Consider the following 16,231-nt stretch of genomic DNA (forward strand, 5'->3'; position numbering starts at 1 on the left):
ACAGGGAGAAGTCCGCCCGACCGGAGAAGTCCGCCCGACAGGGAGAAGTCCGCCCAACGCGGAGCGCCCCGGAACAACTGAATACCGGAACGCGTCGAGAAGCGCCCGCCTCACTCCCCCGCGAGCAGCTCCCGCAGTCGCGTGATCTCGTCGGCGGGCATCCCGTACGTATGCTCGGCCGCCGGGTACGCCCCCGAGCGCACGTCCGCGGCGTACGCGGCGACGCCGTCGACAGAGACGCCTCGCACATCGGCGTAGCGCTTGACGAACTTCGCGGCAGGACCGTCGTAGATCCCCAGAAGATCGTGGAAGACGAGCACCTGGCCGTCGGCATCCGCTCCGGCGCCGATCCCGATCGTCGGAATGCGCAGCAGCGGGGCCAGCTCAGCCATGAGCGGCGACGGGACCGCCTCGACCACGATGAGCGAGACACCGGCATCCTGCAGCGCGAGGGCATCGCCGATCACGGCGAGCGCGGCCGCGGCGGTGCGGCCCTGGGCGCGGTAGCCACCGAGTGCGGTCGCGGTCTGCGGCGTGAGCCCGACATGCCCCACGACCGGGATGCCGGCGTTCACGAGCGCACGCGCGCGGTCGACCGTCGTACCGCCACGCTCGATCTTGACGAGGTCGACGCCCGCCTCTTTGATGAAGCTCTGCGCGGTCGCGATGGCCAGCTCGTCGGATGCCTCGTAGGAGCCGAACGGCAGGTCACCCACCAGCAGCGGTCGCGTGAGGCCGCGGCGCACCGCCTTGGTGAGCATGAGCATCTCATCGGTCGTGACAGGCACGGTGCTGTCGTAGCCGAGCACGGTCATCGCCCCGGAGTCGCCGACCAGCACCATGTCGACGCCGGCCTCGTCGGCGATCTGCGCACTCGGGTAGTCGTACGCCGTGACCATGACGATCGGTTCGCCGGACGCCTTCTTCTTCGCGATGTCGCCGAGAGTCAGACGGGCGGTCGGTGCGGCGTGGGCGCTCATGAGGCGACCCCTCTCAGCAGATGGTTGTCGATCAGTCGGGCGGCGCCGACGCGGGCCGCCACCAACAGAAGCGCATCACGGTCGACGCGCGTCACGGGCTGCAAGGTCTCGGCATCCCGGAGTTCCAGGTACTCGACATCGATCGACGCGTCCGCGAGCACCCGGCGCGCGGCAGTGCGGATGCTCTCGCCATCGCGTTCCCCGGCCGCGAGAACCGCCTCCGCCGCATCGAGCGCCCGATTGAGCGCTGCGGCCTGCGCGCGAGCGTCCGGGTCGAGGTAGACGTTGCGCGAGCTCATGGCGAGGCCGTCGGGCTCGCGCACGATCGGGCACGCCTCGATGCGCACGTCGAGGTCGAGGTCGCGCACCACCCGGCGCACGACGAGCACCTGCTGCGCATCCTTCTGGCCGAAGTAGGCGACGTCGGGCCGGACGATGCCGAACAGCTTGGTGACGACCGTCGCGACGCCGTCGAAGTGGTGGGCACCTCGGATCGCACCGTCGAGCACCTCGGTGATGCCCGCCACGTGGATGTTCGCGACGAACCCCTCGGAGTAGATCTCGGCAGGGAGCGGTGCGAACAGGATGTCGACGCCCTCGGCCTCGGCGAGCGCCGCGTCGCGCTGCTCATCGCGTGGGTAGGTGCTGAGGTCTTCGTTCGCGGCGAACTGCGTCGGGTTCACGAACAGCGAGACCACCACGAGGCCGTTCTCGGCGCGGGCCTGCCGCATGAGCGACAAGTGCCCCTCGTGGAAGGCGCCCATGGTCGGCACGAGCCCGACGGTCTTCCCTTCGGCGCGAGCTGCGCGTATCTCGGCGCGCACCTCTGCGATCGTGCGGAGGATCTTCATGCGCGCGTCTCCTTGGGGGCGGCGTCGGTGCGAGCGGTGTCGATGCGGACGATGTTCCGGGTGGCCGCGGCGAGCGCGTCGAAGAGTTCGGCGAAGTCTGCGGATGCGGCGCGCTGCCGCGCGACGGTGTCTTCATCTCCGCGGACGATGGGTCCGGTGAGCGCGGAGGCGGCACCGCTGGCCACCCAGTTGTCGACCGTCTGCCGCACGAGCGGGGCCAGGTGTGCGCGGTCGACGCCTGCCCCACCCGCGAGATGCTCGGCCGCGTCGAGCACGGTGAGCACGAAGTTCGAGGCGAAGGATGCTGCTGCGTGATACTCGGCCCGGTGGGCGTCGTCGACGCGGAACGGGTTCGCACCGAGCACCCGGGCGAGCTGTTCGGCGACCTCGAGCGCCTCGGGAGTGCGGCCGTCGACGGCGGCTCCGATGCCGCGGAACATCTCGGCACTCTCACGGCCCGTGAACGTCTGCAGCGGATGCAGGCTGAAGTCGACGTCGGTGAGCGGTGTCGCACCGGAGACATGCCCGACGAGACGACTGTGCGGGCGAGCAGCGAAGGCCACCGCCGGGATCGCGGCATCCGGAACGCAGAGCAGTGCGATATCGGCATCCGGCACTCGATCTTCACGCCGGAGCGGCCCGATGACGACGAAGTTCGCGGCGCGGAGTGCCCGCGCGAGTACGCCACCGAGACGGCCCGCGCCGACGATGGCGATGGTCGTTTCAGGGCTGAGAACAGGGGTGCTGTGCATGTCGATTCCCCGGCCGAGTCGGACGGCGCGGATGGGATGAGTATCCGCCCGAGTCGGGGTGCGCGCAAAATCTGGGAGCAGAAAGACAAAACGAGCTTCGCAGTACTGCGCATAGCAGTCACGCTCGAATCCTTCCCATCAGCGCACAGCGAGCCACCTCTCGCATCGCGGGGGTGACGAAACCATAGGATCCGACCGCCGACAGCATGCCGAGCCGCTCGGCGATCTCCCCCACTCCGCCCGCAGTCTTCGAACTCGTGCGTCTCGCCCACTGCGAATCCCCATCGTCGAGATCGACTCGCACGTCAGACTCGGCGAGCGCTCGCGAGCCGTCGAGGACGTGATCCGCAAGGTCATCGAGATGCTGCGCGATCCCGTCCGCGATCGCAAGCAGAGCGATCGCTTCTTCGGCCCGGGCCCGAGTCGAACGGAAGTCGTGCCACCCGGACTCGGGGGCCGTGATCATCGCCGCGAGCGTATCGAGGGTGAGTGGCGAGGGGACGCGCACTTTCCGCGCGAGAGCCGTCGGGACGACCTTTCCTTTGAAGCGGCGGATCAGTTTCGCCCGACGCGCACAGGAGACCAATGCGTCCCCTCGCTCGCGCGCCTCTGCGGCCGTTCCGTCCCAGCCGAGCGAACGCACGAGCCGGTCCATCTCGACCTCCGGAATCCACCCCTTCTCCGCGTCTTGCTCGATCCCGTCGGTGCCGAGCATGTCGAGAAGCTGCGTGAGCGGCGCCAGGGCCGACTCCGCCTCGTGCAGGTCTGGCGCAGCGGTTCGCAGCAGGTCGGTCTCGTCGATGTGGGCGAGCAGCGCCAGCCGTCGCGCGGGCGTCACCACCGCTGCGAGCGTCGCGATCGGCGACGACATCGGCAGCCGGGGGTCGACGAACCAGAGATCACTGTCGTCGAAATACGGCTGCACCACACCGTGGCGGCGCAGCAGCTCGCGGTTCACGTCATCCTCACGGAACGGCGCCTGCCCGGTCAACCACCCGGATGACGGCGCCGCGGCCCGATCGTCCACGGCATCCGACAGGGAAGAGACCGAGAGCCACGGTGTGCCGATCGGCGGAGTGTCGATCGTTCGGATGAGGACAGCCGGCTCGTGAGGCAGTCCTGGGATCTCGTCGGCTCCGGGGACCGAAGGCCACGGATACGCGTAGGCCTCGTCGTGATGACAGTGGTCGATGCCGTCGTAGTCCGAGCTCTCGTGATGCTCGAGCCCGAGGCTCAGCCGATAGGCCTCGGCGATCCAGCCTCGTGGCGAACGGGCGGGCAGCTCGATCGCCCGATCGAGGTCGGGATGCCCGTCGACGGTGAGTTCGACGCGCATGAAGGTGGGCATTCGGACAGGAATCTGAATCGTCATGGGGTGAGGCTATGAACCGGAGCCGACACCAGTGCACTGCCCGCCCGGTGATTGTGTGTGGCGCCACTCCGGCGGGGGGCTGTGCAGAACTCGACATGAGCGCTTCCGCCCGCATCCGCCCGTACCCTTAACTGTTCGGCCTCCCCTTGGCCGCGTTCTCTGGAGCATCCCATGTCAGCATCCGCGATCGATGATCGTGCCCGTTATCGGGCGAAACCGTCTGTGCTCGACGCACTGAAGAGCCCTCGGATGCTGACGCGCGAGGTGCTCGCGGGGCTCGTCGTGGGCCTGGCGCTGATCCCCGAGGCGATCGCGTTCTCGGTGATCGCCGGGGTCGACCCGAAGGTGGGTCTCTTCTCGTCATTCATCATGGCGGTGTCGATCGCGTTCCTCGGTGGACGCCCGGCGATGGTGACCGCGGCGACCGGCGCCGTGGCCCTGGTGATCGCACCGGTCGCGCCGACGTACGGGATGGACTACTTCATCGCGACGGTGATTCTCGCGGGCATCTTCCAGGTGATCCTCGGGGTGCTGGGCATCGCGAAGCTGATGCGCTTCATTCCGCGCAGCGTCATGGTCGGCTTCGTCAACGCGCTCGCGATCTTCGTGTTCAGTTCGCAGTTCCCGCAGTTGATCGACGTGCCGTGGCTGGTGTATCCGCTGGTCGCGCTGGGAATCGTCGTGATGATCGTGATGCCGAGGATCACGAAGATCGTGCCCGCTCCGCTCGTCTCGGTCATCATCGTGACGGCCGTCGTGCTGACGATGGGCCTCACCGTGCCGACCGTCGGCGATCAGGGCGAGCTGCCTCAGAGCCTGCCCTCGCTGTTCCTCCCCGACATCCCGTGGACGTGGGAGACATTCGGCATCATCGCCCCGTTCGCACTCGGCGTCGCCCTGGTCGGACTCATGGAGTCGCTGCTCACCGCGAAGCTCGTCGACGAGATCACCGACACCCACTCGAACAAGACTCGGGAGTCGTGGGCGCAGGGTGTCGCGAACATGCTGTCGGGCTTCTTCGGCGGCATGGGCGGATGCGCGGTGATCGGCCAGACCATGATCGGCGTGAAGGCATCCGGCGCCCGCACCCGCATCTCGACGTTCTGTGCCGGTATCTTCCTGTTCCTGCTGGTCGTCGTGTTCGGCGACTTCGTGAGCACGATCCCGATGGCAGCCCTCGTCGCCGTGATGATCATGGTCGCGATCGGAGCCTTCGACTGGCACAGCGTCAAGCCCTCGACACTCAAGCGGATGCCCAAGAGCGAGACGTTCGTGATGATCGCGACCGTTGTTCTCGTACTGCTGACGCACAACCTCGCGGTCGGCGTCGTCGGCGGGGTGCTCGTCGCGTCGGTGCTGTTCGTGCGCAGAGTCGCGCACTTCGTGTCGGTGTCGCGCACCGTCGCCGGCGACTCGGCGACGTACACCGTGACGGGCGAGCTGTTCTTCGCGTCGAGCAACGACCTGACGACGCTGTTCTCGTATTCGGACGACCCCGAACGAGTGGTCATCGACCTGACCGGATCGCACATCTGGGACGCGTCGACGGTCGCCGCGCTGGATGCGATCGAGACGAAGTACGCGGCTCTCGGCAAGACGGTCGAGATCGTCGGAATGAACGAGAGCAGTCAGCGGATGCGGGGACGGTTGACCGGCGGGTTCGAGTAAGCGCGTGCAGGCGCCTTAGACCCGCGTGCTGCGGTGAGACCCACGTGCACGACGTGGGTCTCGTCGCCGGATGTGGGTCTCGGCGGATGCCGGGCATCCCCCGAGCCCGAGACCGCCCTTTCGCGGCGAGACCCACATGCACGACGTGGGCCTCATCGCCGGATGTGGGTCTCATCGCCGGATGTGGGTCTCGCCGGATGTGGGTCTCGCCGGATGTGGGTCTCGCCGGATGCCGGGCATCCCCCGAGCCCGAGACCGACCTTTCGCCATGAGACCCACATGCACGACGCGGGTCTCATGACGGAACAAGGGTTTCGCCGGATGCCGGGCATCGCCCGAGCCCGAGACTAGCCTCCCGTGATGAGACCCACGTGCACGACGTGGGTCTCATGACGGAACGTGGGTTTCGCCACGAGACCGCGCCCCGAGACCGCGCCCCGAACCAGCGCACGCCCTCACACCGGCTGAGCCAGGAGGATGCCGGTCTCGTCACGCGTCCAGTTCAGGTTCGAGCTGTCGCGGAACCACATACCGGCGATGTATCGCCTCTTGGACTTCGCCAGGGGGCGGATCTCATCTTCGAAAGACCGGAGTCGAGACGGGTAGTTCCAGGCGAAGGCCTTCACGCTCTCTTCGAGGTAGAAGGATCCAGGCGGCAGGAAAGCCAGCTTGATCGGCGTGCGTTCCACGCCGTTCGCTCCCACCACCCGCACCATCACGTCGTAGATCGCCTGGTCAGACGAGTTCACGACGACCGCCCCGTATGCCGCCGCCTCGCCGTCGACCATGCGAGCGGCGACCCACGCGAAGACTCGGCTCGCCTGCGCCTGCCTCTCGCGCGCGGCGGCGTTCTTGTCGCGCTTCGCCTCGACGGCGAAGAGCCGAGCGGCGTGCTTCGCGCCGACGACTGCCGCGAAGAGAGCGCCGATGGCAGTGAGGGCGGTGATGATGTCTGCGAGGGATCCGAGGTTCACCGGCTCGACGCTAAGTGCCGAGCAGCACACATCGGCGCCGCCACGTGCGGGTAGCGAAGGAGCATGACGGCATTCTGCATAGGCCTGGTCTGATCGAGGCGGTGCAAGTACAATTGCACTCGCGACGAGAGGTGCCGCCCCGCGCCTCGGAGAAGAGTCACGACATGCCCGAGACCCACGCGACCGCCCACGCCCCTGTCGGCCCCACGGCGCACGGCGCGCGCCGCCCGCTGAGGTCGGCCACCCTGATCGACAGCGGGCTCCTCGACGAGTGGCATGCGCGCAATCGACAGGTCACGCTGCCGCACGGCATCCGGATGCTCGAGGAGTACGGCAACCTCGACAACCTGCGTCGCCTCATTGGGGAGTCCGATGCCGAGTTCCGCGGCATGCTCTTCGCCGACTCCGACATCTACAAGACGCTGGAAGCCGCGGCGTGGGAACTCGGACGGGAGGAGGATGCCGGCATCCGGGAATTCTTCGACCGCACTGTCGCCCTCATCGAGCGAGCACAGCAGGACGACGGCTACCTCGATTCCGCCTACCTCGCCCGCGCAGACCGCACGCCGTGGACCGATTTCGCCCAGGGCCATGAGCTCTACTGCCTCGGCCACATGGTGCAGGCAGCGGTGGGAGCGCACCGCGCGATCGGCGACGACCGTCTGCTGCGGGTCGCCGAGCGGTTCGTCGACCATGTCGTCGCTCGCCTCGGCGCCGACGACGCGGTGGAGTACTGCGGGCATCCACTCATCGAAGCGGCTCTCGTCGAGCTGTATCGCACCACCGGCGCGGACGCGCCTCTCGCTCTGGCCGCCGCTCTCGTCGGGCGACGCGGCGCCGGCTTTCTCGGCGGCGTGATGTTCGGCGCCGAGTACTACCAGGACGAGCAGCCCGCCCTGCAGGCCACGCGCATGCGCGGCCATGCGGTGCGCGCGCTCTACCTGAACCAGGGCATCACCGACCTGTACCTCGAGACCGGCGACACCGCGATGCTCGACACGATGCACACGCAATGGACCGATCTGGTCTCCCGCCGCCTGTACGTCACCGGCGGCACGGGCGCCCGCCACGAAGACGAAGCCTTCGGTGAGGCCTTCGAACTGCCGCCGGATCGCGCCTACGCCGAGACGTGCGCGGGAGTCGCCCTCTTCGGCTGGTCCTGGCGGATGTACCTCGCGACCGGCGATGCCGGATTCATGGATGTTGCTGAGACGGCGCTCTACAACGTCGTCGCCGCGGGCATCTCGACCCACGGCGACTCGTTCACCTACGTCAATCCGCTGCAGGTGCGCGACGAACGCCCCTACGGCGGCCAGGCACCGGCGGCCCGGCGGCGCTGGTTCAGCTGCGCGTGCTGCCCGCCGAACCTGATGCGCACATTCGCGACTCTCGAGCACCACCTCGCCGCCGAGCGCGCGGACGGTCTCGACATCGTGCTCTACGCCTCGGCCACACTGCACGCGCACGGCGCATCGGTCACGATCGACACCTCCTACCCGGCCGACGGCCGCGTGCACCTCAGCGTGCTGGGAGACGCCGACGACGGATGCCGACGGCTCGCCCTCCGCGTGCCGGAGTGGGTGTCGGGGCGAGAGGTCACGCTGCTCCGCAACGGCGAAGCCGTGGATGCTGTCATCGACGGCGGGTGGATAGTGCTCGAGGACGCCCTCGTAGACGGCACCGAGATCGAGCTGCGTCTGCCGGTCGAGATCGACGTCATCGAGCCGCATCCGCGCATCGATGCGGTGCGCGGCACCGTCGCCGTGCGCCGCGGACCGGTCGTCTACTGCGCGGTCGGCGACGTCGACGACCTGGAGGTCGGGACGGATGCTCTCGCGGAGGCGACCGTCGCCGACGCTGCCGGCGCTGGGGGTGCCGAGGGCGCCGGGAACAAGGCTGCGGGGGACGAGGGTCGAGGGCTGCTCGGGCCGAGGCTCACGGTCGCCGCCCGCCGGCTGCACACCGACCGGGGGGCGCTGTATGCGCGCGACCGCGATGGCGCAGCCTCCGAGGATTTCGAGGTCGAGTTGCGTCCGTTCGCCGAGTTCGACGGCGGCACGGCGATGCGGGTCTGGATGCCTACCTCGACGTTCTGAGCAGTAGGCGGAACGGGGGCGGTGTGGTGCGCTGCCGCGCGATGCGGGGTCAGATACGCATCGGAAACCGCCGTACGCGATGCGAAATTGACCCCGCGCGGGGGACGGCTCCAGGCGGGGCCAAAAAAGCACCGGAAACGGGCGTGCGCGGTGCGAAATCGACCCCGCATGGCCGGGCCCACCACCCCGCACCCCACACACCACAGCGGATGCCGCTCCGAGGATCGGCATCCGCTGTGCGCGTCAGGTCAGAGTCCCCGCCTGATCAGGGCAGGATCAGGATGCCGTCGACCCGCCGCGCGATGCTCAGCGGGTTGCCCTCTTTGAGCACATCCGGCAGCAGAGCCTCGGGCACGTTCTGGTAGGCGACCGGTCGCAGGAACCGCGTGATCGCGGCCATGCCCACCGAGGTCGTGCCGACTGCCGTCGTGGCGGGGTACGGTCCGCCGTGCTGCTGCGCCCAGGTCACCGAGACTCCGGTCGGCCACTGGTTCCAGAGCACGCGCCCCGCCCGCTCCGACAGCTTGGGCAGCAGGTCGACGGCGATCTCGTCGTCGTCTTCACCGATGATCGTGGCGGTGAGCTGTCCTTCGAGGCGGTCGGCGATCTCGAGCAGTTCGCTCTCGTCGTCGTACGTCACGACGAGCGCCGCGGGGCCGAACATCTCGCTCATCAGGGTGTCCATCTCGGCGCGCAGCGTCTGGCTCGACGTCGCGAACAGCACGGCCGCTGGGGCGTCGGATGCATCGTCCGCACCCGCACCGAGCGTCCGCACCCCGGCGACTCCGCTGGTCGAGGCGACGGACTCCCGGAATCCGCTCTCGATCCCCCCGTTCAGCAGGGGCGTCGCAGCCGGAAGCTGCTGGGCCTCGAGCTCGGCGACGATCGATGAGTCCGCCGGCACGAAGAGCACCCCGGGCTTGGTGCAGAGCTGTCCGGCGCTGCCGGTGACCGAGGCGACGAAGTCGCGGGCGATGCCTGCGGCATCCCGCTCGGCCGCGCGCCGCGTCACGAACGCGGGGTTGGTGCTGCCGAGCTCGCCATAGAACGGGATCGGCTCGGGACGGCTCGCGGCGATGTCGAACAGGGCACGCCCGCCGCGCACCGAACCGGTGAAGGCCGCAGCCTTGATGCCGGGGGCGCGCAGCGCGCGCACACCCGCCTCGGTGCCGTAGATCGTCTGGAAGAGACCCTCGGGTGCCTCCGCCGCGGCGAGCGCATCGACCACGACGGCTGCCGTCGCCGCCGAGAGGTCGGGATGCCCGTGATGAGCCTTGAGCACCACGGCGTTGCCTGCGGCGAGCGCGCTGGCGGTGTCGCCCCCGGCGACGGAGAAGGCGAACGGGAAGTTGCTCGCGGCGAACACGAGCGTCGCGCCGATCGGCTCGAGCTGACGGCGCAGGTCGGGGCGCGGGGCTCCCATCGGCCAGTCGGCGTCGGCGTGGTCGATGCGGGCGTCGAGCCAGAGTCCTTCGGGCAGCATCTCGGCGAACATGCGCAGCTGGAAGCTGGTGCGGCGCAGTTCGCCCCGCAGCCGCGCCTCGGCGAGGTGGGTCTCGCGCTGAGCGATCGGGATCAGTTCGTCGGCGTGCTGGTCGAGAGCATCCGCCACGGCGTCGAGCGCCCGGGCGCGCTCCGCGATGGTGGCGCGCTTCCACTGCTCCGATGCGCGCACGGCGCGGTCGATGATCTGGTCCACGTTGTCGTCAGACGTATCGTTCATGGTCATGACTCCTCCTGGTTCGGGTGGTGCGGCACCAGCGCGGCGAGGTCGCCGAGCGAGACGGGCACGCCCACCTGTCGATTGGTCAAGGATTCGAGGGCGGGGGCGTCGACGACGCTCCCGGTGCCGGTGGCGACGAGCTTCGAGAGGGCGAATCCGCACACCCTCCCCTGGCAGAGCCCCATGCCCGGGCGCGCGGTGACACGCACGTCTCTCGCGTCGTCGGCGCGGAGGCCGTCGACGGCGTCGGTCACCTCGGCCGCAGTCACCTCTTCGCAGCGGCAGATGTGGGTCTCGGGGGTCAGCCATTCGTCCCAGGCTTCGGGAACGGGGCTCGCCCGGTGCATCCCGATCGCGAAGCGGCGTCCGCGCCGCAAGCGCCGGCGGTGCCGTGCCATGCGTCGCGGATCGGTCGAGAACCCCAGATCCTGCGCGACGGCTGAGCCCGCGAGCTCGCCCTCGGCGCAGGATGCGATGGCACCGCCGATGCCGGTGACCTCTCCGGCGGCGAAGACGAGACGATCCGACGAGCGCAGGTCGTCGTCGACGTCGATCACGAGCGATCCGTCGACGTCGATGCGGGTGCGGAGTCCGAGTCCGACGGCGAGTTCGAGCTGCGGGGTGAACCCCCAGCCGAACGCGACGAGATCGGCGGTCACGGTGCGCGACGTGCCGGGGCGCACACGCCCCGATCCGTCGACGCGAGACAACTCGACCTCGGACGCTCTGCCGGTGCCGCGCACGGCGGTGACGACCGTGCGCGTGCGCAGCGGCACGCGGTGTCGCAGGAAGGTGCCGGCGTACTGCACGCCCTCCCACAGCTTGCCCGGCTCCTGCAGCGCACGCAGCGGGGTGGCCGCCCAGCGCGAGAGCGCGTTGGCGTCGACGACCTCGACGACCTCGACCCCGGCTTCGGCGAGCCCGGCGGCGACCGAGAGCAGAAAGGGGCCGGTGCCCGCGACCACGGCACGACGCCCGGCCTGCACCTGGTTGGCCTTGAGCATGGCCTGCACTCCGCCGGCGGCCATGACCCCGGGCAGCGTCCACCCGGGTACGGGCAGCTGGCGATCGTAAGCGCCGGTCGCGATCACGAGCCGTCGCGCCCAGGTCGTGCGCTCGGCGAGGGGCAGGCTGTCGACGCCGGCGACCGAGCTGGTGCGCAGCGCCACCCGGTCATCGAACGCGTCGGTGCGCCACACCTGGCGCGCGGCGAGGTGACGGAGGCGACCCGAGGCGACGGATGCGGCGAGCCGCTCGCGCAGGTCGGTGTAGTGCGCCCAGTCGTGATGACCGGTGTGCTCGGGCGCCGAGAACGCGTCGCGATGACGCTCGTCGGGGTGGCGCCAGTACTGCCCGCCGGTCTGTCGCCCGGCATCGATCAGCACGACCTGCAGTCCGTGCTCGGCGGCGACGACCGCGGCGCTCAGCCCCGCGGGGCCCGCGCCCACGACGGCGACATCGGCGAGAGTCGGTGCGGATGCCGGGATGCTCTGCTCAGTCATGCGATTCCTCCGAACTCCGGCCGTCGGACAACGGCGACTCGGACATCGGCACCTCCGACACCGGCACCCCCGACATCGGCGACGACACCCGCGACTCGAACACCGGCGGCGACACCGGCACCTCCGACAGCGGCAACGGTTCGTCCGGATCTGCGCTGCGCACGTCCTGCCCCGCGCACGCCTCGACGAGGCACGCGCGCTGGCTGCGCACACCGTCGACCGTGACGAGGCAGTCGAAGCAGACTCCGATGCCGCAGAAGAGTCCGCGAGGAGCGTGGTCGCGACGCGTCGTGCGCCACGACACGATGCCGGCGCCCGCGAGGGCACCGCCGATCGTCTGCCCCGGGGTGAACGGCACGGGGGTGCCGTCGAAGTCGATGCTGGTGACGGATCCAGCACCGGAGCCAGGCCCCGACCCGGCACTGTTCACGGGGTCGGTGCCGTCGATGCGCGTGCGTGTCATGCGGCGACGAGCCCTTCGAGTCGTTCGGGGCGGAAGGGGGCCAGGTCGAGATCGGTCGCTTCCGACCGCAGCGCCTGCGAGAGCAGTTTGCCCGTGCCGACCGAGAGGCCGACGCCCGCGCCCTCGTGCCCGGCGGCGTGCCAGAGCCCGGGCATCCGAGCATCCTCCCCGATGGCCGGAAGGTGATCGGGGCAGTACGGGCGGAATCCCGAGTACGTGCGCTGCACGCCCACGTCGCGCAGCGCCGGGAACAGGCCGAGCCCGCTCGCGGCGATGCGGGCGACCGCCTCGGCCGAGAACGCTCTGTCGAAGCCGACGCGTTCGCGGCTGGCGCCGAGCAGGATCGTGCCACTCGGGGTGCCCTCGACCACCGGTGAGACCTGCAGCCCGGCATCCGAGCTCGCGACGTCGCCGACGTATTCGGCGGCGTATACCTTGTGGTGCACCGTGATCGGCACCGGCTCGGTGACCAGCACGAACCCGCGCCGCGGCAGCACGGGCAGGTGCACGCCGGCGAGCGCTGCGACCTCGCCGCTCCAGGGTCCTGCGCAGTTCACCACGGCGCCAGCCGAGATCCGCCCCAGAGAGGTGTCGACGCCGACGGCACGACCGTGGTCGGTGAGGATGCCGTGCACCGAGGTTCTGGTGTGCAGCTCGGCGCCGTGCTCGATGGCGAGACGCAGCAGATGGTGGGTGGCCAGCAGCGGCTGCACCTGTGCATCGTCGGGGTAGAACGCGCCGCCGACGAGGGCGGGGTTGATGTAGGGCTCGGCCTCGCGGAGTCCGGCGTTGTCGTCGATGATCTCGGCGCGGATGCCCAGCTCACGCTGATGCGCGACGAGTTCTGCCAGGCCCGCCATGCTGCCCGCGCTGCCGGCGACGACGAGACCGCCCTTGGATTCGAACTCCCACAGGGCCGCGTGCTCGGCGAGGTCCTCGCGCCACACGCGCTGCGAGTACAGCGACAGCTCGAGTTCGGGGCCGACCTCCTTGTCGGAGACGAGGATGTTGCCCTCGCACCGGCTGCTCGTGCCCGAGGCGATCGATCCGCGCTCGATCACGACGGTTCGAAGGCCGGATGCCGCGGCGAAATACGCCGTCGCGGCACCGACGACCCCCGCCCCGACGATCACGACGTCGGCGCGTGCTGTCGATGAAGCCACTAGCCGTTCGCCTCCGCGGGGTGGGGTTCGCCCACCGTGTGACCCGACCAGTCGCCCTTCACGTGCTCGATGTGCGAGAAGACGAGGTCGCGAGCCTTCACCGCGTCGCGCGCCTCGATGGCATCCATGATCGTGTGGTGCTCCTTGGCGGAGGCGGTCAGGTGGCCGCGCTCGAACAGCTCGGCGAGACCGAACAGGCGAGTCTGCGACCGCAGCGACTGGATGAGCTGGGTGAGCCGGGCGTTGCCCGCGTACTGCAGGATCGCCAGGTGGAAGTCGCTGTCGGCGCTCAGGTACTCGACGAGATCGCCGCGCTGCGCCGCCGCGACGATGTCGTCGGCCTTGCTGCGCAGGTCCGCGAACGCGCTCTCGGGGATCAGCGGGGTGGCCTTCTCGACCGCGGGCGGCTCGAGGAAGAGTCGTAGCTCGGTGACCTCGGCCAGGTCGTGCGACGACACCTCGGTCACGCGGAAGCCACGGTTGGGCATCGCGACGACGAGGCCTTCGCGCACCAGATCGAGCATCGCCTCGCGGATGGGCGTCGCCGACGTGCCGAACTCCTCGCCGAGACTCGGCGCCGAATAGACGCGGCCGGGCTGCATCTCGCCGCTGATGATGGCCGAGCGCAGGGCACGAGTGACCGTGTCGCGGACGCTGGGCTGCTTGCTGAGCCGCACGAGGCTGCGCGTGTCAGTTCCGGACATCTGTGTTCCCCCTCTGAGGCGATGCATCAGCGCGCTGCGCCGATCTCAGGATCCGCGCCACCACGGCGAGATCCTCCCAGCTCATCCCGACGCCCGTATAGACGGCCGGCCGAGCCTCACGGCGCACGAACGCACCCGCGACCAACTCTCGCAGATTCGTCACCGACTGCGCACCCGCCTGCCAGTCGGCGAGGTCGCGGGCCTGCAGCAGGTTGCCGTTCTCGCGCAAGGCCGAGGCCCTCGCCTCGACGACCAGATCGGCATCCGTCACCAGATCGCCGGCGAGCTCGCGATGCTCGGTGCCGTGCGAGCCGACGGCCGCGACGACGGCGTGATCCCCGACGTCTGCCCGGCTCAGCACCGGCGTGCTCGACGACGTCGCCGTGATGACGACGTCGGCGGCACCGACCTCGGCGACCGTCGCGGATGCCGCGCGGATGCCGCTCTTCCGAAGCCGCTCGACGAGTTCGGCCGTGCGGTCGGGGTGGCGACCGACGATGCTCACGGCGCCCACGGGCATGAGGTCGGAGAGCGTGCGCACGTGCGCCTCTGCCTGCGGACCCGACCCGATCACGGCGAGCGAGTCGATGCTCTCCCGTGCTCCACGAGGGGCGGCCTGCAGCATCCCTCGGATCGCGACGGCGGTGACCGCGGGCGTGCGCAGGATCGTGAGGTGGGCTCCCTCGAGGATCGCGAGCGGGCTCAGCGTCGCCGCATCGAAGACGAGGTACCAGGCCTGGATCTTGGGCAGCCCGAGTTCGGTGTTGTGCGGGGCGATCGTGACGACCTTGATGCCCGCGTGTTCGGGTGACTGGGTCGGCATGAGCAAGAACTCGCCGCTGTCGAGCGGGCTGAACAGGCGCGGCGCGTCGGATTCGATGTCGACGCCCTCGCGCAGCGCGGCCTCGATGGCCTCGACCGCACCACGGCGGTCGATCGCCGCATCGATCTCGTCGACGCCGATGACAGGAACAGACGTCACAGCACGAACCCCTGCGGGAACGGATCGCTCGGGTCGAGCATGTACTGCGCGGTGCCGGTCACCCATGCCCGGCCGGTGATGGTCGGGATGACCGCGGGGATGCCGGCGACCTCGGTCGTCTCGACGAGGCGGCCGGTGAAGCTGGTGCCGATGAACGACTCGTTGACGAAGTCCTGGTCGAGCGGCAGCTCGCCCCGCGCGTGCAGCTGCGCCATGCGGGCGCTCGTGCCGGTGCCGCATGGCGACCGGTCGAACCAGCCGGGGTAGATCGCCATGGCGTGCCGCGAGTGCTGTGCGGTCGATCCCGGCGCCTTCAGGTAGACGTGGTGGCAGCCGCGGATGGTCGGGTCGATCGGATGCACCGGCTCGCCCTTCGCCTCGATGGCCTCCATGATGCGGAGGCCGGCCGCGAGCAACTCGTCTTTGTGCGCGCGGTCGAACGGCAGCCCGATCTGCTCGAGCGAGACGATCGCATAGAAGTTGCCGCCGAACGCCAGGTCGTACTCGACGGCGCCGAGCCCCGGCACGTCGACGACCTGGTCGAGGGCGACGACGAACGAGGGCACGTTGCGCAGGGTGACGCTGTCGACGTGCCCGTCGGAGACCTGCACCTCGGCGATCACGAGACCTGCGGGGGTGTCGAGGCGGATCGTGGTGACCGGCTCGACGACCGGGACCATGCCCGTCTCGACGAGCACGGTCGCCACACCGATCGTGCCGTGCCCGCACATGGGCAGGCATCCGGAGACCTCGATGTAGAGCACGCCGAAGTCGGCATCCGGTCGCGTCGGCGGCTGCAGGATCGCACCGCTCATGGCGCTGTGGCCACGGGGTTCGTTCATCAGCAGCAGACGCAGGTCATCGCTGTTCGCCATGAACCAATGCCGGCGCTCTTCCATCGTCGACCCCGGCATCACGCCGACGCCGCCGACGATCACACGCGTCGGCATCCCCTCGGTGTGGGAGTCGACGGCGTGGAAGACGCGTTGTGCTCGCATGAG

14 protein-coding genes are annotated in these 16,231 nt (G+C 69.6%); 2 read left to right on the top strand and 12 right to left on the bottom strand.

The features are described from left to right. Positions 1 to 110: 110 nt before the first annotated feature. From panB to ACZZZN_RS14105, 4 genes are all read right to left on the bottom strand, one after another. Positions 111 to 980, bottom strand: a complete 870-nt coding sequence (panB, locus tag ACZZZN_RS14090; protein WP_463505762.1) for a 3-methyl-2-oxobutanoate hydroxymethyltransferase — start codon at positions 978 to 980, stop codon at positions 111 to 113. Then, the gene (gene panC, locus ACZZZN_RS14095) at positions 977 to 1,831 is read right to left on the bottom strand and encodes a pantoate--beta-alanine ligase (protein WP_463505763.1); all 855 of its coding nucleotides are present in this window, start codon (positions 1,829 to 1,831) and stop codon (positions 977 to 979) included. Before panC ends, panB begins: the two co-directional genes overlap by 4 nt. Next, positions 1,828 to 2,583: a DUF2520 domain-containing protein gene (locus tag ACZZZN_RS14100; RefSeq protein WP_463505764.1), complete on the bottom strand. Its 756-nt coding sequence runs from the start codon at positions 2,581 to 2,583 to the stop codon at positions 1,828 to 1,830. Before ACZZZN_RS14100 ends, panC begins: the two co-directional genes overlap by 4 nt. 118 nt (positions 2,584 to 2,701) lie before the next feature. After that, a complete protein-coding gene (locus ACZZZN_RS14105) occupies positions 2,702 to 3,955 on the bottom strand; it encodes a hypothetical protein (protein WP_463505765.1) in 1,254 nt (417 codons plus the stop codon). Between the two features lie 171 nt (positions 3,956 to 4,126). Between ACZZZN_RS14105 and ACZZZN_RS14110 the strand changes: the two genes are divergently transcribed. Then, positions 4,127 to 5,623 carry a SulP family inorganic anion transporter gene (locus tag ACZZZN_RS14110; RefSeq protein WP_463505766.1) on the top strand — a complete coding sequence of 499 codons (1,497 nt, stop codon included), beginning with the start codon at positions 4,127 to 4,129 and terminating at the stop codon, positions 5,621 to 5,623. Between the two features lie 455 nt (positions 5,624 to 6,078). On the opposite strand, the gene ACZZZN_RS14115 is transcribed toward ACZZZN_RS14110, so the two are convergent. Further along, a complete protein-coding gene (locus ACZZZN_RS14115; protein ID WP_463505767.1) occupies positions 6,079 to 6,597 on the bottom strand; it encodes a hypothetical protein in 519 nt (172 codons plus the stop codon). Between the two features lie 164 nt (positions 6,598 to 6,761). Between ACZZZN_RS14115 and ACZZZN_RS14120 the strand changes: the two genes are divergently transcribed. Next, a complete protein-coding gene (locus tag ACZZZN_RS14120) occupies positions 6,762 to 8,693 on the top strand; it encodes a glycoside hydrolase family 127 protein (protein ID WP_463505768.1) in 1,932 nt (643 codons plus the stop codon). Positions 8,694 to 8,958: 265 nt separating this feature from the next. Here the strand turns inward: ACZZZN_RS14120 and ACZZZN_RS14125 are convergent, their stop codons facing one another. Genes ACZZZN_RS14125 through ACZZZN_RS14155 form a run of 7 tightly spaced genes read right to left on the bottom strand, consistent with a single transcriptional unit; the run spans position 8,959 to position 16,228 of the window. Further along, the gene (locus ACZZZN_RS14125) at positions 8,959 to 10,422 is read right to left on the bottom strand and encodes an aldehyde dehydrogenase (NADP(+)) (RefSeq protein ID WP_463505769.1); all 1,464 of its coding nucleotides are present in this window, start codon (positions 10,420 to 10,422) and stop codon (positions 8,959 to 8,961) included. Further along, the gene (locus ACZZZN_RS14130) at positions 10,419 to 11,918 is read right to left on the bottom strand and encodes an FAD-dependent oxidoreductase (RefSeq protein WP_463505770.1); all 1,500 of its coding nucleotides are present in this window, start codon (positions 11,916 to 11,918) and stop codon (positions 10,419 to 10,421) included. Before ACZZZN_RS14130 ends, ACZZZN_RS14125 begins: the two co-directional genes overlap by 4 nt. Further along, a complete protein-coding gene (locus ACZZZN_RS14135; protein ID WP_463505771.1) occupies positions 11,911 to 12,381 on the bottom strand; it encodes a (2Fe-2S)-binding protein in 471 nt (156 codons plus the stop codon). Before ACZZZN_RS14135 ends, ACZZZN_RS14130 begins: the two co-directional genes overlap by 8 nt. Continuing rightward, complete coding sequence (locus tag ACZZZN_RS14140; protein ID WP_463505772.1) at positions 12,378 to 13,544, bottom strand: NAD(P)/FAD-dependent oxidoreductase; 1,167 nt, start codon at positions 13,542 to 13,544, stop codon at positions 12,378 to 12,380. Before ACZZZN_RS14140 ends, ACZZZN_RS14135 begins: the two co-directional genes overlap by 4 nt. Further along, positions 13,544 to 14,248, bottom strand: coding sequence for a GntR family transcriptional regulator (locus tag ACZZZN_RS14145; RefSeq protein ID WP_463505773.1), 705 nt, complete (start codon positions 14,246 to 14,248; stop codon positions 13,544 to 13,546). Before ACZZZN_RS14145 ends, ACZZZN_RS14140 begins: the two co-directional genes overlap by 1 nt. Continuing rightward, on the bottom strand, positions 14,235 to 15,230 hold the full coding sequence (locus tag ACZZZN_RS14150) for an ornithine cyclodeaminase family protein (RefSeq protein ID WP_463505774.1): 996 nt from the start codon (positions 15,228 to 15,230) through the stop codon (positions 14,235 to 14,237). Before ACZZZN_RS14150 ends, ACZZZN_RS14145 begins: the two co-directional genes overlap by 14 nt. Next, the gene (locus ACZZZN_RS14155) at positions 15,227 to 16,228 is read right to left on the bottom strand and encodes a proline racemase family protein (RefSeq protein ID WP_463505775.1); all 1,002 of its coding nucleotides are present in this window, start codon (positions 16,226 to 16,228) and stop codon (positions 15,227 to 15,229) included. The genes ACZZZN_RS14150 and ACZZZN_RS14155 overlap by 4 nt, the downstream gene beginning before the upstream one ends. Between the last annotated feature and the right edge of the window lie 3 nt (positions 16,229 to 16,231).

It is taken from the genome of Microbacterium sp. AC145, assembly GCF_979258505.1.